At 59.1% G+C, this 19,510-nt stretch carries 14 protein-coding genes; 3 read left to right on the forward strand and 11 right to left on the reverse strand.

What is annotated here, in order from left to right:
* The first annotated feature begins 243 nt into the window (after positions 1 to 243).
* On the forward strand, positions 244 to 570 hold the full coding sequence (locus LOC68_RS24795) for a hypothetical protein (RefSeq protein WP_230223935.1): 327 nt from the start codon (positions 244 to 246) through the stop codon (positions 568 to 570).
* Between the two features lie 18 nt (positions 571 to 588).
* On the opposite strand, the gene LOC68_RS24800 is transcribed toward LOC68_RS24795, so the two are convergent.
* Positions 589 to 1,044: a ferritin-like domain-containing protein gene (locus LOC68_RS24800; protein ID WP_230223937.1), complete on the reverse strand. Its 456-nt coding sequence runs from the start codon at positions 1,042 to 1,044 to the stop codon at positions 589 to 591.
* A gap of 347 nt (positions 1,045 to 1,391) precedes the next feature.
* On the opposite strand from LOC68_RS24800, the gene LOC68_RS24805 reads away from it, so the two are divergent.
* Positions 1,392 to 3,059 (forward strand): ABC transporter permease, encoded by a 1,668-nt coding sequence (locus LOC68_RS24805; protein ID WP_230223945.1) that lies wholly within the window; start codon positions 1,392 to 1,394, stop codon positions 3,057 to 3,059.
* Positions 3,060 to 3,084: 25 nt separating this feature from the next.
* Here the strand turns inward: LOC68_RS24805 and LOC68_RS24810 are convergent, their stop codons facing one another.
* From LOC68_RS24810 to LOC68_RS24830, 5 genes are all read right to left on the reverse strand, one after another.
* The gene (locus LOC68_RS24810; protein ID WP_230223946.1) at positions 3,085 to 3,591 is read right to left on the reverse strand and encodes a hypothetical protein; all 507 of its coding nucleotides are present in this window, start codon (positions 3,589 to 3,591) and stop codon (positions 3,085 to 3,087) included.
* Between the two features lie 144 nt (positions 3,592 to 3,735).
* Positions 3,736 to 4,704, reverse strand: coding sequence for an HTTM domain-containing protein (locus LOC68_RS24815; protein WP_230223954.1), 969 nt, complete (start codon positions 4,702 to 4,704; stop codon positions 3,736 to 3,738).
* Entirely contained in the window at positions 4,701 to 5,486 is a 786-nt protein-coding gene (locus LOC68_RS24820; protein WP_230223955.1) for a hypothetical protein, read from the reverse strand. Before LOC68_RS24820 ends, LOC68_RS24815 begins: the two co-directional genes overlap by 4 nt.
* Before the next feature lie 169 nt (positions 5,487 to 5,655).
* On the reverse strand, positions 5,656 to 6,690 hold the full coding sequence (locus LOC68_RS24825; RefSeq protein ID WP_230223957.1) for a TIGR03000 domain-containing protein: 1,035 nt from the start codon (positions 6,688 to 6,690) through the stop codon (positions 5,656 to 5,658).
* A 208-nt stretch (positions 6,691 to 6,898) separates the two neighbouring features.
* On the reverse strand, positions 6,899 to 8,113 hold the full coding sequence (locus LOC68_RS24830) for a protein-L-isoaspartate(D-aspartate) O-methyltransferase (protein ID WP_230223959.1): 1,215 nt from the start codon (positions 8,111 to 8,113) through the stop codon (positions 6,899 to 6,901).
* A 155-nt stretch (positions 8,114 to 8,268) separates the two neighbouring features.
* Between LOC68_RS24830 and LOC68_RS24835 the strand changes: the two genes are divergently transcribed.
* On the forward strand, positions 8,269 to 9,066 hold the full coding sequence (locus LOC68_RS24835; protein ID WP_230223967.1) for an HpcH/HpaI aldolase family protein: 798 nt from the start codon (positions 8,269 to 8,271) through the stop codon (positions 9,064 to 9,066).
* 89 nt (positions 9,067 to 9,155) lie between these two features.
* Here LOC68_RS24835 and LOC68_RS24840 read toward each other — a convergent pair whose 3' ends face one another.
* The 5 genes from LOC68_RS24840 to LOC68_RS24860 all read right to left on the reverse strand — a co-directional run bounded on the left by LOC68_RS24840 (position 9,156) and on the right by LOC68_RS24860 (position 19,394).
* Positions 9,156 to 11,693 (reverse strand): c-type cytochrome domain-containing protein, encoded by a 2,538-nt coding sequence (locus tag LOC68_RS24840; RefSeq protein ID WP_230223969.1) that lies wholly within the window; start codon positions 11,691 to 11,693, stop codon positions 9,156 to 9,158.
* A gap of 81 nt (positions 11,694 to 11,774) precedes the next feature.
* A complete protein-coding gene (locus LOC68_RS24845; RefSeq protein ID WP_390623432.1) occupies positions 11,775 to 14,201 on the reverse strand; it encodes a DUF1549 and DUF1553 domain-containing protein in 2,427 nt (808 codons plus the stop codon).
* 82 nt (positions 14,202 to 14,283) lie between these two features.
* Entirely contained in the window at positions 14,284 to 16,713 is a 2,430-nt protein-coding gene (locus LOC68_RS24850; RefSeq protein WP_230223971.1) for a pre-peptidase C-terminal domain-containing protein, read from the reverse strand.
* A 219-nt stretch (positions 16,714 to 16,932) separates the two neighbouring features.
* Positions 16,933 to 18,237, reverse strand: coding sequence for a DUF1501 domain-containing protein (locus tag LOC68_RS24855; protein WP_230223978.1), 1,305 nt, complete (start codon positions 18,235 to 18,237; stop codon positions 16,933 to 16,935).
* A gap of 551 nt (positions 18,238 to 18,788) precedes the next feature.
* Positions 18,789 to 19,394 (reverse strand): nitroreductase family protein, encoded by a 606-nt coding sequence (locus LOC68_RS24860; RefSeq protein ID WP_230223980.1) that lies wholly within the window; start codon positions 19,392 to 19,394, stop codon positions 18,789 to 18,791.
* Positions 19,395 to 19,510 lie beyond the last annotated feature (116 nt).

Here is a 19,510-nt window from a genome sequence, read left to right on the forward strand (position 1 = left end):
CGGGCCCCGGTATAATTTTGCTCTAAGTTACGTCTGTACAAAACGTTCGGGGCGGATTTTGCCTAAATTTAAAGCAACTCTGCGCGCTCGGGTCGCGACGTAGCGGTTGGCGCAACAGATTCCTACAGGGTTGAATCGTTTGCGCTTGACATAAGCGGGTGGTCGCTTGATAATTGCATTGCACACATGAGACCGAGTCTCATTTTCTGAAAGCGCCGTCTTCCGAACAATCGCGTATCCCCTATGCAGATCGCCCGAGAATTCACGGTTAACACTGTCTACGCTTCCACTGAGGGAGAGCGAACCGCTATCGTCATCTGCACCAGCGAAGCGGGCGAAAGCCACGTAGAGGTACGCCAGCAATCTTGGGGGGGAGACCGCGTGGGCTGGTTTACCCAATCGAGCGTTCGCCTTTCGGCCGATCAATTGGCCCCGATGCGTCAGGCCCTCGGACAAGCGGGCGCAATGCCCCAGATGGTCGCCGAAGCCAAAAAAGAACGCCGGATCGCTGGCGAGCGACCCGACGTCTTTGCGTCTCATTTGAAGGTTTGGCAGGCCGAATCGGCCTAAACCGACGGTTTCTACCGCTTAGCCAACCTTGCTGGTCGATTTGCTGCTGACCGACGAACCGGCGTGGTCCTTCAGGATCAGCGAGAGATGGTCGACCCCCTCCTGCTCTTCCAGCAGGATGTCTTCCAGCAGAATCACCAACGGGCGATTCTTGCCGTCGACCATCTTCAGCACTTCGGTGTACAGGGCGACCGCTTTCGATTCGAATTCGAGCCCGATTTCGAGCAGCTCGACCAGATCGGTCGACTGTTTGACCGGGTTGCGCTCGACCGTCGGCACGCCGCCGAGGGCCGAAATCTTTTCGCCGATCTTCTTGGCGTGGCCGAACGATTCCTTGGCGCTGTCCAAGAACATGTCGGCGTAAACTTCTCGCATCAGGCCGGTAACGACGAAACCAGCTTGCGAATACTGAGCGACGCCGGTCCATTCGTGCCGCAAAATGTCGTTCATCTTGTCAATGACTGCTTGGTCCATGGCGAAATCTCCCTTGCTAGGCGTATGTCTTGCTGGCGGCAGGCGTCGATCGGAAATCAAACGCCCTTTGGCTCGCGGTTAGTCTCAACTTCTACTTTCATCCTAGCGTTCTTTCGGCAGCTGTCGAGGAGCGACTAAGTCTATACGACGTAGGAGCTTAGTTTTCTGCGAAAAGATAGCCTGTCTCATTTGCGCCTCGTTGGAGGCCGCCAGAATCAGGAATCCAATCTCAATAAGTTTCCGCTTCTCGGATATCTACTGACAAAGTGGTGGGCGTAGCGGCGAACGACTGCTTACAATGACGCCAGAATCTTGTTTAGCCGACCGCGGACGGAGCGAACGCCTGGATGTACCTCGTTGAAAATCCCGTGCTGCAGCGGGAATTGTTGGTCAATTTGCGAACGGTTCGCTCGTTCGTGCTCTTATTCCTGTTTCACGTTTTGTTGGCCGGCGTCGTCTACGCCGCATGGCCGCAGGTAGAACGTTGGGACCCTGAAGGGAATCGAGCCGAAGCGCAGAAGCTGTTCAATCTCTTCTTCCTCGGCGAGTTCATCCTGGCGTCGATGATGGCGCCCAGTTTCGCAGCCGGAACGCTGACCGGCGAGAAAGAACGCAAGACTTACGAAATGCTGTTGGCCAGCCCGCTGCGACCAGGGGCGATCGTCATCGGCAAGTTGATGGCGTCGCTCGCGCACTTGGCGCTGTTGATATTCACCTCGCTGCCGATCGTGCTGTTATGTCTGCCGCTGGGGGGCGTCTCGCTGTACGAAGTGATCGCCGCCTACTTTCTGCTAATGGTGGCGGTCGCCACCTTCGGCATGATCAGCATCGCATGCAGCAGTTATTTCCAGCGGACCGCTTCGTCGCTGGTCGTTTCGTACTTGATCATCCTCCCGATCGCACTGGTCGGGGCGATGTTCTGGCAATCGTTTCAGGGACAAGGCGCCGCGCGTCTCGTGGTGTTGTTATCGCTCGTCCCGATCTCTTCGGTAGTGATCTGTTTGATTTTGTACGCGGTCACCTCTCGGCGACTGCTGTATCCGCCGGATGTCGGTAGCGAAGGCGGCGAAGTGGTCGACCTCGACAAAGAAGCGGAAGAAGCGGTCGGGCTGGTGATCCAGCGCGATCAGTTGCCCGATCGCCTGTTTGCGCCGCCGAAACGAACCAAACTGCTCGAAGACAACGCCAATCCGGTCTACGAGAAAGAGATCCACAGCGAAATCTTCGCCCAAGGGACGTTGATGCTGCGGGTCGTGATCCAGGTCAGCATGGTGCTGGCGATTCCGCTGATGGCGATCTGCCTGTACATCTGGCCCCACAACGCACCGTACTATATTTCGTACGTCGTGCTGTTCAACATGCTGGTCGGCCCGGTCTTCTCGGCCGGCAGCATTACTTCGGAACGAGAACGTCAAACGCTCGACTTGCTGCTGACGACCGAGATCTCGCCGTGGCAGATTCTCTCGGGCAAGCTGTTGGCCGGTTTGCGCGTTTCGACGGTGCTCACCGCGTTTCTGCTCTGGCCGCTGCTGTTGGCCTGTGTGATGGTTTCCCACTATTGGGAAAACTTTACGTCGGTGCTCGGCTATCTGCTGATCATCGCGCTGACTTGCTTCACGACGTCGATGCTGGCCCTCTTCTCATCGGTGAACTTCCGCAAGACGGCCCACAGCCTGATGACGACCTACCTGGTGATCATCGTGATGTTCGCCGGGCCGCTGGCCTTCGCCTACTTCGCCGACCTGGCGTTTGGGCATACTCCGCCCGACGCACCGGCGGAAGTTATCGCGACTAATGACGCGATTGTGACGTGGGCAGATCGGCTGACGATCATGAGCCCGTTCGCCGCGACGTGGAACGTGCCGATGCACTTTCAAGCTGGCGATCAGGGACAGAGCATCGACGGCAGCTGGCAAAAATTCGGCTACTACGCGGCGTTTACGGCGCTATTGAATTTAACGCTGTTCTGTTCGATGACCTGGCTCTTCAACCGTCGGTGGCGCGTCGCCGAATAGCGACTTGCTCGTCGGAGAACTTTGCTTAGTCGTATTGCAGCGGGTTGGCGCCGACGGTCTCGTTACCCCCCATCATCCGAAGCGGATTGAGGACCGAGCCAAACATGTCGTCCATTGAGTTCGAGGTGTCCTTCAGGATCACGACGCGATCGCCGGGACGGAGCGAGTAGTCATATTCCATCGGCACTTGTTTGCCGACATGGTCGTAGCCGGAGACCAGCTTTTGCGGCGGAGCGCCGGGATAGGCCGGCAAGCGAGAGACCGCGACGTGGAAGCGGCTGAACTTTCTGTTGGCTCGAGACGCTTCAATCGCCGTCTGCACGGTCGCCCCTTCGGTCAGCGGCAACTTCTTCGTTTCGCCGCGGTGGTTTTCGTCGAGGATTTCGACGATGTACTGCGGGCCCTGCTCCACTTTCGCGGCGTCGGCGTCGGATTTATTCATCATTGGCAGCGTGGTGCAGCCGCTGCCGACCAGCAGGATCGCCAGAACAGGAAACGTAAAGAGCGGCAGTCGTCTCGATTCGGTTTGCATGTGCGTCGATCCTTCCCTGGGGGCCGGTGCTAGCAACGAGGATTCCTTTCCTCTCACCGGCATATCATTTCGCATCGACAGATTGCGCGGCAGACTTTAACGATTAGCGGAAATTTGCCGCTGCGTGCTGTCGGCGCCAGCAGATCAGGCGACGGCAGGTTCGGCCGTCGACCGATGCAAGCGTTCCATGATCGCCATTTCGACGCGGCGAATAATCCACGGCGAAATGAACGCCATATTCGCGATCAGCATCGCGAGACCGAACGTGATCATCCCCATGCAGATCGCGATGCCGAGGTGAAGCGGGATCGCCATGAAGATGACCAGCGGACGGGTCAGCCGCGGCCAGACTAGCGCCACGTAAGAAACTTCCCAGGCCAAGCTGATCTGCGTCAGCAGATTGATCAAGATCGGGTAGGCGGCCAGCCAAGTCATGTCGAGCGATTGGTATTCGGAGTTCGCCACCGCGCCCCACATCGCCGAACCGTCCCACCACGTTTCGCCGCCGAGTTTGCTCAGCCCGGCGAACATGTAGATGATGCACATATGGATCTGAATTAGGCGAATCGAGATATTGGCGACGGTGCTTTCGCGCGGTCCATCCATCCGGACGTTCCGCTTTCGCTTCAGCCAATAGTCGACGCTGTACGCTTCGCCTGCGGCGCCAAGCATCATGTAAGTGGCGAGCATCGCGTTGACCTGATCGAGACCGAACAACGCGCCTGGCACTCGATGGACGTAGCTGATCGTGATGATAAAGGTCAGAACGCCGGTGATCCGCGTATAAGAGCCGACCATAAACATCGCCAGGATGACCAGTGCGATGATATGTGCGGTCCAGAGGAGCGCCGGCGAATCGTCGATTAGCGGCAAATAGCTCCACGCGAACGGACTTTGTCCTTGCATGCGACTGGTCAGATCTTGCGAGAAACGACCTTCGGCGCCCATAAAGCCGTACAGGTCGATCGACCAGACCAGATGCGTGTAGAAGATCATCGCGCCGCCGAGGACGCGAATCACGCCCAGGGTCGCCGGATCGGTCGGCGTGAACCAGAAGCGGTTCCAGCCGTCGACGACGCCGCGATACAGTTCGTGGAGATACTCGCGAATCATATTTCTTCAGCCTCTTTCGGCGGAGCGGCGATCGTAGCGGGGACGGCCGGAGTTTTGGGGGCTGTCGGAAGAGCCTCCTTCTTCACCATGTCGTCTCGCTGATAAATGCCCACTTCGCGTTCGCGATAAAGCGAGGGATCGGAAAGGGGCATGCCTTCGGCGACGTCGAGCGGATGCGGAATGCCATGTTCGATCAGGATCAACTTCACCTGGGGAGCGTCGTAGTGATACGCCAGGTAACGAGCGATCGATTCAAAATAAGAGTCGCGAAGGCGAACCGCCTTTTCATAGCTGGCTCGCACGTCGGCCGGCGCGTCGGCCGGAGGGGCTTCGGCGGGAATGCTGGTGACGTTGTTCAGCGACTCGCTGATCATGAAGTGGCGATGATAGAGAAGTCGCGGCCAATGAACTTCGAGATTGGGAAACCGCCCTTCCCCGAGCTTCTTGCCATCGGCGTCGAGCAACTCGTAGCGAACCAGATGGCTGGCTCCAGGGTTCGGCGCGAAGAATCGGTAGCCGTGATCCTTGAGAAATACGGTCCGCAGATAAGGTTCGTACAGCTTCTCGACCTGTTGCGACAGATAGCTGGACGGAGGGGGCGAAGCCCACGGTCCGACGAACAATGCGGTCACATGGAGCAGGATGAATACGCTGACCCAGCCACGAACGGCGCCGCTCCAGACGATCCGCGGCTGCGGCCGGGGCTCGGGCGTCGCCGCAGAGACCGAGATGCTCGGTGTCGGGGCGGCCGGCGGCTGAGGACTTCTGCGGAGCTTCGCCATGACGAACGGTTCGGCGTTAAATGCGTGTTGCGAACGGAAGGTTTGACACGCATTTTTATCGACCAGATTCGGCTGATATTCCCGCTGGGCGCAAAAAGAGACCCTCGCAGCGGAAAGTCCGATTACGAGGGTCCTATGGTTTATTCAGATTGTCTGCGAAGCGATTCGCTTACTTGGCCGAGGCCAGTTCGGTCGAATCGAAATCGAACGTGATGTTGCGATCTTCGCCGGCGGCCAGGTTGATCACCTTTTCTTTGGTGATATCACGGCCGTCCTTGTTGACGGTCACCAGGATCGTGTAGTTGTTCCACACGTCCCCCTGCTTCAGGGAAGCGGTGTTGTAGGTGCGAAGTTCACCGGTCGAGGCGGTGTCGTTACCGGCCAGCGTCACTTTGGCGTTGGCGGGAACGTGCAGGGTCAGCTTGGTGTCGACCGGATCGCTGGCGATCTGCTCTTCACCCGAACCATTGAACTCGAACGAGACGTTGGCCGAGTCGCCGCCGCCCAGTTGAACTTCCTTGGTTTCGATCACTTTCTTGCCGTCGACGACCGATTCGGCACGCAACTGATAGACGTACTTGAAGCCCGGCATCAGGTTACGCGAAACGAAGCGACGATTCAGGCCTTCACTCGTCGTGGCTTTGCCGTTGACGAAGACCTTGGTTTCGGCCGGAACGTTGACGTTGATGATCGCGTCGCTCTGGGCGCTGGTCATCGGGGTCGGCATGGTCGATTCAGCCGGAGCCGGAGTGGCCGGAGTCCCGGAGGACGGAGCTTCGTAGTAGTAGCTGCCGCCGTAGGTACCCGAGCTACCGCCGCTCGAACCGCCCGAGCTTCCGCCGCTCGAGTAGTAACCGCTCGAACCGCCCGAGCTACCGCCGCTCGAGTAGTAGCTGCGATAGTACTTGTGAGCGCGGTGATGCTGGATCAGACGGCTGATCAAGCCGCCGCTGCTGCCCGAGCTTCCGCCGCTCGAGTAATAGCCGCTGGAACCGCCCGAGCTACCCGAGCTTCCGCCGCTGGAATAGTAACCGCCGCTCGATCCCCAACTGCCGGAGCTGCCGCCGCTGGAACCCCAGCTGCCCGAGCTTCCGCCGCTCGATCCGCCCCACCAACCATGCCAACCGGCCTGAGCCGTGGTCGACATGCATCCGATCGCCATAACGGCGGCCATCGCAGCCGCCTTGTGTCCTAGCCTCGCCATCTTGCTGTATCTCCTAAGCGTCTGAATCGTTGTCCGACCGACATGAAATTGTGCTGGCGGCGCCAGCAGCTTTCACTCGAACATAACATGCTCTAACTATAGTTCAAGCAGAATAGGTAAAATTTGACGCCTTGTGAGGCTATTAGAGTTTGGGGCAGATTCTTCATAATGCCCCGTTGACGCCATGTTTACGGAAGATTATGGAGAATTAATCCGTAAGGGGGGTCATTTTAACGTCATCGAAGCAAGCCTCGCCGGTTGAGCCAAACAAGCCGATTCGTAGCAGCGCTTCCCTAGCTGCCGGGGGGACCCGAACGGTCTCATCGATCTGTTTCCAGTCGCTGTCCGCGAGGAACGGACCGACCACTCCCCGGCCAACGTCGCGGCGAGCCGCATCGTAGAACGTGACGGCGATCATCGGCGCTTCCCGGCGATCGGGGCCCAGCCCGATGTCCTTGGTTTTGACCCACGCGGTGATACGCAGTTTGTGGACCTTTTCGCCGTCGACGCCAAAGCCTTGCAGCGCCATCGACGTCCGGCCAAGATCGCTGTTCTGGAAGCGGACGTACCGTTTCCCTTGCGGCGCATCATCGGCTTCGACCAGCTCAAACAGGCGTTGGTAGTACCAGCCTGCCATCTGGCCATGCTCTTGCAGATCCGCCTCAAAATCACCGTTGGCGGCGTGCGGATGAAGCGGGTCTGGTTTGACTTCGCGGTTGTCTTCCGCTTTACCGGTCATCGGGACGAAGAGCGTGGGACGAAGCGCCTCGGAAACGAGCTTGCCGTCCTTCTTCGTAAACAGGTAGAGAACCTGCTGGTAGCGTTCGCCGACCGGAATCACCATTCGGCCCCCTTCCCGCAACTGATCGATCAGCGGTTGCGGCGGCTTTTCCGGGGAACAGGTGACGATGATCTTGTCGAACGGCGCGTGCTCGGCCCAACCCTGGTAGCCGTCGCCGATCTTCGTATGGACGTTGTTATAGCCAAGGCGCCGGAGCGTGCGGGAGGCGCTGCGCCCCAATTCCGGCACGATCTCAATCGAATAGACGTCCTTCACCAGCGGGCTAAGCACAGCCGCTTGAAACCCGCTGCCGGTGCCGATTTCCAGCACCTTGTCTTCCGGTTGCGGTTCAAGCGACTCGGTCATGTACGCGACGATAAACGGCGACGAGATCGTCTGTTGACCGCCGATCGGCAGCGCCATGTCGTAATAGGCTTGCGAGCGATACTTGTACGCGACGAACTCATGTCGCGGCGTGTCCATCATTGCCTGGATCACGCGCTGATCACTTACGCCGTTGGCGATCACCGCTTCTTCCACCATGTGGCGACGAGCGGCGGCGGCAGGATCTTCGGCGACGACCGAGCAAGTCAGCCAGCAAACTAACAGCGGCGTCAGCAGAGCGAATGCGGGGCGTAGCATGTGCGAATTCCTCTCCGGGTGAGGATGATCGGGCGGATTCTGCAATTATACCTTCCGGCAACTCTGGACCGAAAAATCGACCGGCGCTTGCGACGCGCCGGCGAATGTGAAACACTTTCGTATCCCCCTCTCCCATCGTAACGAATGGAACGATCATGCGTACGAATCCGGTTAAACGGAAGCTGAAAAACGGCGAGCCCACCTTTGGCACCTGGCTCTCGCTGGGAGACGTTTACGCGACGCGAACCCTGGCCCGCATGCAATGGGATTGGCTCACGCTCGATATGGAGCACTCGCCGATCGACTGGTACCAGGCGGCGATCATCTTTGGCGCCGTCGCCGACGCCGGCGGAGTTCCCCTGGCCCGCGTACCGCGCGGCGACCATGATTTGATCAAGCGAGTGCTGGATGCCGGCGCATGGGGCATCGTCGTGCCGATGATCGACACCGTCGAACAGGCGAAAGCGGCGATCGCGGCCGCCAAATATCCGCCGCTAGGAGACCGGAGCGTTGGCGGCGGGATGCACTCGATGAATTTCGACGCATCGCCTGACGCGTATTATGCGGGGGCGAACGACGAGATTCTGGTGGTCTTACAGACCGAAAGTCCGCGCGGCGTCGCTAATGCGAAAGAGATCTACTCGCTCCCTGGTTGCGACGCCATCTTTATCGGGCCGAATGATCTGTGGGCCCAGATGAAGACGGTCGAGAATCCCAATCCGACGAAGGAAGGTCACGAGGCGCTGATTCAGCAGGTCATCGCGACCGGTAAGGAAGTCGGAACGCCGACCGGCATGCATGTGATGACGGCCGATCAGGCGCTGGTGCGGGCCGAACAAGGAATGCAGTTCATCGCCATCGGCAGCGACGTGCGGATGATGGCGGTCGAAGCGGAAGCGACCCTGCAGAAACTTCGTCCTGACGACAACGCGGAAAGCGTCGTTAACTACTAGCAAGAAACGACGAAGGAGAAAGTTCCGCCTGGGCACTTTCTCCTTCGCAAGTATCTGGCAGCTGATTGTCAGCCTTAGTTCACGCGGACTTAGTTTACATTGTCGGAAACTTGCGTTTCGGACGGGGCCGCGTCGGCCGAAACTTGTTGAGGCAACGCGGCGTAAGCGGCCGCCTCTTCTTTCAGCTTGGTGAGCGAAGCTTCGGCGGCGCCTAGCGTTTGCTTCGCAGCTTCCGAGGCAGAGGCCTTTTCGCCCTTCTGCTTTTCGAGCTCGGCCAGTTCGGTGACCAACTTGCCTTTAGCTTCCTCGGCCTGCTTCATCGCCGCTTGACGCTGCTGCGTCTCTTTGGCGTAGTTGGCGATCGCGGCTTCCAGTTCCTTCTGCTTGGCCTGAGCGGCGGTGATCGCCTGCTTCACGGTTTCTCGTTCGGCCTTCGACTTGGCGACGGCGTCCGCTTTCTGGTTTCGTTCTCCGTCGAGACGCTGGACCTCGGCGGCTTGCTTCTTCACTTCGGCGTCGTCGGCCGCAACCAGTTGTTCCAGTTGTTTGACGGCGGCCGCTTTCGCTTCCGCCTCTTTCGCTTGCTTGGCGACTTCCGCTTCGGCGGCGGTCACCTTCTGGGCGGCTTGATCGGCCGCAGCCTTGGCGGCGTCGGCAGCCTTGCGATTCTCGGCGACCTTCTGCGTCAGGGCTTCTTTATCCCCTTCAGCAGCTGAAGCGAGTTGCTCTTCGGTCGCTTTGAGCGCGGCGGCGGCCTGGTTGGCGGCGTCGGTCGCTTTGGTCGCTTCGGCTTTGGCCGCAGCGTCCTTTTGCTTGGCGGCTTCGGCGGCTTGCGTCGCGGCGGTCAGCTGATTCTTGGCGCCATTGAGTTCACCCTGACGCTTGGTCAGCTGATCCGAGGCGTTCTTCTGATTGCCTTGCGCGGTTTGCAGTTGCTGGGTCGCTTGGGCCAGCTCTTGATCCATCTTGTTGATGGCGCCGTCGAGCGACTTTTGCTTGTCGCTATTTTGCTTGATCGCGGCGATCTGGGCGTTCTTTTCGCCGTCCGCTTTCTGCGTGTTCGCGGCGAAGTCGGCGATTTCCTTTTGCAGGCGAGCGATCGTTTCTGTGTTCGCAGTCTGCTGCGCCTTCTTGTCGGTGACCGCTTTGTCGGCAGCCGCCAGTTGAGCGACCGCTTCATCCGCTTTCGCCTTGGCGGCGGCTTGAGCCGCTTGCGAAGCGGTGATCTGCAAGTCGTAGGTGGGCGGATTCGGCGGCAGCTGAGCCACTTCTTCCATCTTCTCCAGGTCCCACATCCGAACGTTACCGGTCCAGTCGCCGGCGATCAGACGCTTGCCATCGTAGGTCAGGACCGCTTCCAGAGCGATGTCGCTGAAGCCGGGCGTCTTCTTCTGTTCATTGCCATCGCCGCTAAAGACCTTGGCGACTTTATCACGTCCCGCCGTGGCGAGGCGACCATCTTGGCCGAAGCGAACCGATTCGGTTCCGCCGCCATGAGCGTCGAACGACTTGATCGTCTTCCCTTCGTTCATTTCCCAGAGCTTGACGCTTCTGTCTGCACTAGCCGAGGCCAACAAGTTGGAGTCGCTCCGCCAGCTGACGGCGGTGATCGCTTCTTTGTGCCCTTGCAGGTTCAAGTATTCCTGAGCGGCGTCCGCTTCCCAGACGAAGAGCCCGTTCGAGCGGTCGCCCGAAGCGAGCAGAACGCCGTCTGGACTGTATTCGAGCGCGGTGACCCAGTCGGTGTGCTTCTTGATTTCGTGCAGCAGCGAACCGTCGGCGGTCGAGTAGATGCGGACGATCTTTTGCGGACCGCCGAGAGCGACGCGCGTCAGGCTCGGATTGATGTCGGCGGCCAAGACGGCGTCGAGCTCATCGCCGAGCGACATCAGACGCTTGCCGGTGCGAACTTCGTACAGAACGACCGTGCCGGAGTGACCGCCGCGACCGCCGCCAGCCAACAGCAATTCGCCGTTGCGGCTGAAGCGAAGGATGTATGGAATCCCTTCCGGATAGGCGAGGACGCCGAGCAATTCTCCGGTGTCGGTGTTGTAAAGCGAGATTTGCTTTTGTCCGGCGATTGCGGCCAACGGCGCCCACGGGCTAGTCGCGATCGACGAAACGGCGGCGGCGCGTTCGGTATAGACGACCGGCTGACGCCAGACTTTTTCGGGCATCGCGGCCGGACCTTCCGGTTTGCCGGTGGTTGTTGGACCGGCCATGTTCAGGCTCGGCTTGTTCGACTTCTTGGCGACCGAACCGCTGTTTTCCAAGGCGCCCATCTCGATCCACGACTTGATCAGATCGAGTTTCGCCTGCGGCATCTTGTCCTGGTTCGGCGGCATCACCGGGGTATCGATGTGCGCGACCAAGTCCCACAGACGAGAGCTTTCGATATCTTGCGCCACGACGACTTCGCCGCTGGAGCCCCCTTCCATCGTCTTGCCGAACGAATCGAGGGCGAGACCCCCTTTCGCTTCACCCTGGTTATGGCAGCTGAAGCAATGCTCACGGAAGATCGCCCGGACGTGGTCGTCATAGGTGATCTTGGCGGTAGCCGGCTTCTCTTGAGCGGCCAGCGGAGCGGCGCCCAACAGCAACATCGCGATGGTCGAGATTTTTTTCATAGCGGATTGGCGTCGGAAGGAAGCGAGGCAGGAAATCGAAAAGCGGCGACCAGACGTCGCCGCTTCCAGCGTACTTGCGTCTTAGTGATTGAACAGGAACTCACGGGAGTTCAGCACCGCCCAGAAGACGTCTTCCAGGGCTTGCTGCTTATTCTCATCTTGATCAATCACCGCCATAAGGCGAGTCTTTTCTTCGTCAGTCGGCTTGCGGCTCAGGCAGCGGACGTAAATTCTTTCGACGACCTGATCGGGCGTCAGCATTTCGTCCTTGAGCCAAGTCTGAACCAACTTGCCCTGCGAGATCTTCCCTTGGGTCGCATCGCCGTTGAGCATGTGCAACGCTTGCGACAAGGTGGGAGAGGTCTTCGCTTCGCAGGCACAGACGGTCGCACGTTCCGCACGGCCGAAGGTGGTCAGGAAGTAAGTCGACGTGCCGCCGTCCGCAATTTGGACCGCACGGGCGCCGAGCGGCAGACCGCGGAACTTGTCCTTCGTTTCGGTCGCCTGGCTGATGCAGTCAAGCAACTGTTCGGCCGGGATGCGGCGAACCTGGGCGTAGGCGAAGTTCTTGGTGTCGGTCTTGTTCGAGTCGTTCGGCAAGGTCGCACGCTGATAGGCGTTCGACGCGCAGATGTCTTTGACCAACTTCTTGAAGTCGTACTTGTACTCGATCAGCTTGTCGGCAAGCGCCTTCAGCAGTTCCGGGTTGCTGGCGGGATTGCTGACGCGGATGTCGTCGACCGGATCGATGATGCCGACCCCGAAGAAGTGATCCCAGATGCGGTTGGCGGTATTCGCGGCGAAGAACGGGTTCTCCGGAGCGGTGAGCCATTCGGCGAAGACTTCGCGGCGATCGCGACCCTGCATGTCAGGGGCTTCGCCGCCGAGGAACTTCGGTTCCATCACGCGGTTGTCGACCAAGTGGCGAACGTCGCCACCGCGGCGGTCGAAGATGATGCGTTCTCGTTCGTCTTCGGCGTTCTTGCGACCAACTTGGGCAAAGAAGGCGGCGAAGCTGTAGTAGTCGTCCATCGTCCAGCGATCGAACGGATGGTTGTGGCACTGGGCGCACTGGGTGCGAATCCCCATGAAGACCTGGGCGACGTTTTCGGCCGTCTTCAGCGTGTCCCGTTCCACTTCGTAGAAGTTGGTCGGCGGGTTGCTGAAGGTACCGCCGGTGGCGCTGAGGAGTTCGCGTACCATTTCGTCGAGCGGAACTTCGTTGGCGATCTTTTCCTGCAACCACGAGTTGTAGAGGAACGCCGACTTGTAGCTGACGCGATTGTTATCGCTCTTAATCATCAGCAGCTGGGCCCATTTCATCGCCCAGATTTCGGCGAACTCTTTTCGTTCCAGCAGGCGTTCGACCAGCTTGGCTCGCTTGTCGGGCGATTGGTCGGCCATGAACTCGGTGTATTCCTCGGCGGTCGGCAATTGACCGGTGATGTCGACCGAGACGCGACGGAGATATTCTTCGTCCGAGCAAAGGCCGCTCGGAAGAATCCGCAGCTTGTGCAGCTTGGCGCCGACCAGTTCGTCGATGTAGTTGCCGGCGACGGCCGGCTTTTCGTACTGCAGGTTCTTCGGAAGCACGATCACCTGGCTACCGACGGTGTGGGTGTCGAAGCGGGCCATTACGAACGCTTCACCGCGATTGGCGGCGGTCGCCATACCGTCTTTGCCCATCGGGACCGAGTTGTCGTTGCTGGTCAGGAAGACCGCCAGGTCGGTAACGTCGCGGGTCGTGCCGTCGGCGTAGAACGCTTTGACGATGAACTGCTGCTTGGCGCCCTCCCCTTCCAAGACCGCCTTGGGAGGATAGATCTCGATCTTCTTGCAGACCGGCGGTTCGCTCGGGTCGCGCGGAGCGCCCGATTCGAGCCAACGAATCATGGTCGCGTAGTATTCCGAGTCTTGATCGAACAGCTTACCGCCGGTGTGCGGAACGGCGCCGATCGATTTTTCCATCAAGAGGCTCGCTTGCGGAACCGCCAGGTTAATGCGGCGGGAAGCGAGTTCGCGAGTGACGCGATCGTAGTCGCCGTTGGGATCGAACCCAAACAGCGAGAGACGGAACCCGTCTTTACCGCGAGCGGCGCCATGGCAGCTGCCGGTGTTACAACCGGCTCGCATAAATACCGGCATCACGTCGAGCTTAAAGCTGACCGGGCGTTCGGCGCCGGCTTCGGCGACTTTGACCGGAACTTCGGCCTTGAAGCCGGAGTATTCGACCGACAGCTTGGTTTCGCCGTCGCCAGCCGGGAGAAGCGTGTGCCCCTGGAGCTTGGCGATCTTTTCGTCGCCCACGGTCCATTTGGCTTCGCTGGTCACATCGATCGTAACGTCGTCAGCACGCGTCGCTCGGACGACGAAATTTTGCTGATCGCGCGACGTCAACAATTCGGCCGATTCAGGATAGACGTCGATCTTAACGATTTCCGATTCGGCGACGGCCAGCGAGGCCATGCCGACGGACATCGCGAGGGCGATCATCCCTGAGGCTGTCATTCGTTTCACAGCAATTCTCCTAGCTATTCTGGTCGCTTCCGGGGGAGGAAGGCGGGTAATTCGTGAGGGTGGAAAAAGGAAATTACTTGCCAGCGGCGGCAGCTTCTTTCGCCGCACGCAACTGTTCCAATCGACTCAGCGGTTTGGGAGGAGCTTCCTTTTTCGGCTCTTCTTTTTTCGGTTCTTCTTTCTTGGGCTCCGGAGCGACAGCCTTCGGTTGCGGCTTGTCGACGCGGATTTCGCCGGCGCCCAAGGTGTGCGTGATCGGCTCCTCGTTTTGCATCACGATCGCGCGGGCCATGATCGACTTGTGACGACCATCTTTCGTTTCGGGGGTCGCTTTGACGGTGAAGACCGCTTGGGGCGAATCCTTGGTGATTTCGACCGGTTCGGCGGTGGCGCCGTTAGGCAGACCGAGCAGTTCGACCTTGGCCGGGCCTTCAAAGTCGGTCTTCTTGGTGACTTCAATGACGTACTGGAGTTCGCTACCTTGCTCCATCGCCGTCTTCGCAAAGCTGAAATCGAAGAAGCGATCGGCGATCGACAGGTTCGCGAACGGCGTCGCCGCTTCGACGGCGCCCGACTTGTAAGCGGCACGTCCGATGACGCAGATCTTCCAATCGCCGATTTCGGCGCCGCCGTTGGCGGTTAGCGGAATCTCGGCTTCGTCCTTCCCTTTCTCGATCTTGATCGAGCCGGAAGAGCCGATGCCCGGCGGGTTGTAAAGCATGCGGAGCGAGATCTCGCCGTCAAAGCCTTCGTCGCGAGTCGCTTTGACCTTCAGGGCCATCGAGCCGTCGCGGACGATCGGCACTTTGGGCTGAATGATTTCAAGCTTATACGGGATCTTTTCGGTCACCGCGAGCGTCATGCGATCGGCGTTGTGACCCCAGACGTCCGAATTGTTGCGACCCCGAATCAGCATGGTGCGCTGGTCGATGCCGCCGGTGACTTTCACATTCTCATCAACCGGGCGACCAGTGACGTTTACCAGCGCGCTGGCCAAAGGAGCGTCAGCCGCCGCTTTGAAGAGAACCGGCACGGTCGTCTGGTTCCCCTTCATGTCGAGGATTTCGTATTCGACGCCGGGGGGAAGATCGCTCAGTTCGGCTTTCAAATCCCCTCCCCAGTTTTCGCGTTTGGCGCTGACCAACAACGCGAAATTGTTTCCTTGCGGAACTTCCGCGAAGTGGGAGATGTACTGACGAACTTCCGGAACACCCATCGTCAGCGCCGGAGCGACGCGGGTGATTTCGATGCGGTAGATGAAATCAGGACCGCCCTTTTGCAGGTGATCGGCGACGCGAACGAAGTATTCGCCATCTTCCGGAACGGCCAGGCGATAGTAGCTGTCGAGACCGCCCGAGTCGTCGTTTCCGCCGACGCCGCCGCCGTTGGAGCGATAGACGTTGACGACTGGATCAAGCGGCGAACGAAGCGGTTCGCGAGCATAGACGCGAACGTCGTACTGCTCACCCTTCTTCGCGGTGAACTTGAAGTAGTCGACGTCTCCCTTGTCGCCGATCACGCCGTTGGCGGCGCCAGGGGCTTCCATCTGGCTCGCGGTCTTTTGATCTTCGTTCGGTTCCGCTTCGAGCGCGTTGGGGATATCGATCACGCGCATTCGATTCGGCGAAGGAGCGATCCCTTTATCGTCTTGAGCGAAGAACTGAAAAATGCCAGGCGTATCGGGCAGTTTCACGCGGGTCTTGGTTTCGCCGCCGGCGTCGCCGACCATGGTGACTTCGACTTCTTCGCCGGGGCGACCGCCGCCGGGATAGACTCCCAGCGGTCGCGGAAACTCGCCGACATGCAGGCGATAGTTGGCGGCGCCGTTGCCGCCATAGCTGCTTTCGCGAATCTGGAGGATGTAGCGACCATCTTCCGGCGCGATCAGCGAGCAGACGGAGTCTTGGTAAAGGAGCGGCGAATCGTCGCTACGGACCAGTTCAAATCGTTGTTCGTTCAGGATCGCCAGATAGGGATCGTAGTTAGTGCGGCCGATCCGCAGACCTTCCAGTTCGGCGACGATCCGTTGACCCTTCTTCGCTTCCACCACAAAGAAGTCTTCGTCTTCGCTTTGGACGATGCCGTTGACGACGACGTTCATTTCGATCGGCTGCGGAGCGGTGAAGTCGCTGTTCGGCTCTTTCTCTTCGATCTCCGGCAAGGCGCCAACATAGAAGGTTTGCATGTTCGAGATGCCTGAGTCGGTGCGGAGGCGAATCGCGTGCATGCCCAAACGGCAATTCGAGTCGGCCACCAGAACGGCGACCGCCTTCTTCGGTTTGTCTTTGTCTTCGAGCGGCTTGATCTCTTTCAACGACAGCCCAGGCGTGTAGAAGATCATGCCTGCGAAATCTTGCAGACGATCGCCCGACAGGGTGACTTCAATTTCGGTTCCGCGCTGCATGCCGACCGGCGAGATCGAGCTGAATTGGGGTTCGGCAGCGGAGAGAACGGACGCAGAGAGGAAGCAAATAGCGATCGCTAAAAGTCGATGGCGATTCATCTTCAACCTTCTGAAGGAGGATGTTCGCGATGGTAAAGGCGGGATTGGGGAGGCGAAGCCTCCGGATTTCGACGTGCCTGAGGAGCGAGAGCACACGCCGGAATGCGATATTCAGCATAATCACGCGGCGCGGGGTTCCGCAGGAAACCGCCGCGCCGACATGTTTTTTCTACAAACCAAGCCGGCGGACCATAACGGTTAGGCCGCCGGGCGGGGTTATTAGGCCAACAGACCCTTGACGACCTTGCCGCCGTCAACGATTTCGATCGGACGATCGCCCGGGGCCATCAGTTCTTTGTCGGCGACGATGCCCATCAGGTGGTACATCGTGGTCGCCAGGTCTTGCGGCGAAACCGCATCGGTTTCCGGTTCGCTGGCGGTCGCATTCGACGAACCGTAGATCTGACCGCCGCGGATACCGCCGCCCGCCAGAGCCACGCTGAAGACCTTCGGCCAGTGATCGCGGCCGGCGTCTTTGTTGACTTTCGGCGTACGACCGAATTCCGACGAGACCATAACCAGGGTTTCGTCCAACAAACCGTTGCGATCGAGGTCGCGGATCAAGGTCGAGTAGGCCTGATCGAATTCAGGCATCGTGCGACGCATGCTGCCGCTGATGTTGGTGTGCATGTCCCAACCACCGTAGGTCAACGTGACCATGCGGACGCCGGCGGCGACCAAACGACGAGCCATCAACATGCGCTGACCGGCGGTGTTGCGACCATATTCGTCGCGAACCTTGGCGTCTTCGGCGTCAATGTTGAACGCTTCGCGAGCTTCCGGAGCGCTGATCAGGCTGTAGGCGCGATCATAGAACGTATCCATCGCGGCGACCGCGTCCGATTCGTTCTTGTGCTTGAAGTAGTCGTTGACCGCTTCCAGGGCCGAACGGCGACGCGAGAAACGACCTTCGTCGACGTTGCCCGGCAGGCTCAGGTCGCGGACCTTGAAGCCGTTCGAGGCCGGATCGCTGCCGAGGCTGAACGGAGCGAACGACGAGCTCAGGTAGCCGGTGCCCGCGAATTCGTTCGGTTGGTTCGGAATGCAGACGTACGGCGGCAGGTTGTTCTGGGGGCCGTATTCGTGGCTGATGACCGAGCCGAAGCAGGGATAATTCAGCGCCGGGCTCGGCTTGTAGCCGGTGAACATGTTGTGCGTGCCGCGTTCGTGGGCCGCTTCGCCGTGGGTCATCGAGCGGATGACGGCGATTTTGTCAGCGACCTGCGAGGTCTTCTGCAGCGTTTCGCTGAAGAATTCGCCGGTGTTGGTCTTCACGGTTCCCATTTCGCCGCGGTACTCAATCGGCGAATAAGGCTTCGGGTCGAATGACTCTTGGTGAGCCATACCGCCCGGCAGGTAGATGTGAATGACGCTCTTCGCTTTGGCGGCGATGTTGTCGTATTGTTTCAGTTCAGCGCGGGCCTCGCGGAGGCGGAAAAAGTCGCTGAGCGTCAGCCCAAGACCGCCGATGGCGCCAATCGTTAGCGCGTTTCGTCGGCTTAGCAGATTTCCCTTGCATGTCATCGGATTCTCTCCTGATGTGGTGGGCACGTGAGTACGGAGTGATATGGCGCAGGTGTGAAACATGGTTTCGCGAAAAAAGCCGCAATTCGGCGATTTTGCGATTAGGAATGTCGAAATGTCTTTTTTTTAGGACGCAAGGGAAAAAGACGTCCGATCATCCCTGGTGGTTGGATTGACGACCGAAAAGCCTTCTTCAGTCGTGGGGTTTGCTGGGCAGGGCCGGATGGGGTCCGGTTCATTTTGGCGGGGTCGCTTCAGGCTTCAACTAAAGTGCGACTTGCAACCAAAGTTTCGGCCTCAAGGGACGTAAGAGAAGAAGATAACCGTCTTCGCCCGAATTGTCAAAGTAATTCCGACTCTTTGCCGCGTTTGCCAAACTGGCTAGCATTCGGCGCAAGTCGCAACATAACATTGACTTACGTTCTGGACGAATTCGCCAGTAGATCGCTTTTGTATCAAATTCTTGAATTCCGCACCCAGTCTGGGAGTCGCCAGAGCGAATTCGAGTGATATCACGTGGCGCCTGACCACCCTTTGGCGGTCGATATCCGCTACTGGAACTGGTCGTGGATGACCACTTCCTCTGGTTCCAGTTGCCCCGGCTTGGGCCAGGCTGGTTTCACCGCTTTGCCGACCGTGATTAGGTATCCCAGTACGTGGTCTTCCGGAAGACGGATTACCTCGGCCACCTTCTTCGGGTCGTAGCCGACCATCGGGCAACTGTCGTAACCCATCGCTTTGGCGGCCAGCATGATCGTCTGCCCGGCGATGCCGACGCTCCGCATCGCCTCGTCACGCTGCAATTGCTCATTTCCCTCGTAAAGGTTGAAGAGCATGTCGGCCAGCTTTTTGCCGACTTCCGGGGGAGATTCGCGCCAGTAGCGATGCGGTTCCAGGCCGTGAGCGCCAAGATGAGCGCAAAGGACGATGACGAGCGAGGCTTCTTCGACTTGGGCCTGACCGTATGCGGCGGCCCGCAGGCGTTTTCGGACTTCTTTGTTGCGGACGACGACGAACCGCCAGTTCTGCATGTTGAACGAGGTGGGAGACTGCAGCGCCGCGTCCATCAGTTTGGCGACTTCCTCTTCGGTCATTTCGTGCGTCGGATCGTAGTGCTTGATCGAGCGTCGCTGGTAGATCGCGTCAAAAGTGTCCATGTCTGCCCTGAATTCTTCGAAGAGATGAGGAAGCGTCGGTCTCTCGTATTGTACCGCACAGGGGATTTTGTCTTCGACCCCTTAGCGTTTGGCTAGCTAAGTTTGTCAGTTTGCAT

The organism is Blastopirellula sediminis, assembly GCF_020966755.1.
Lineage (GTDB): Bacteria > Planctomycetota > Planctomycetia > Pirellulales > Pirellulaceae > Blastopirellula > Blastopirellula sediminis.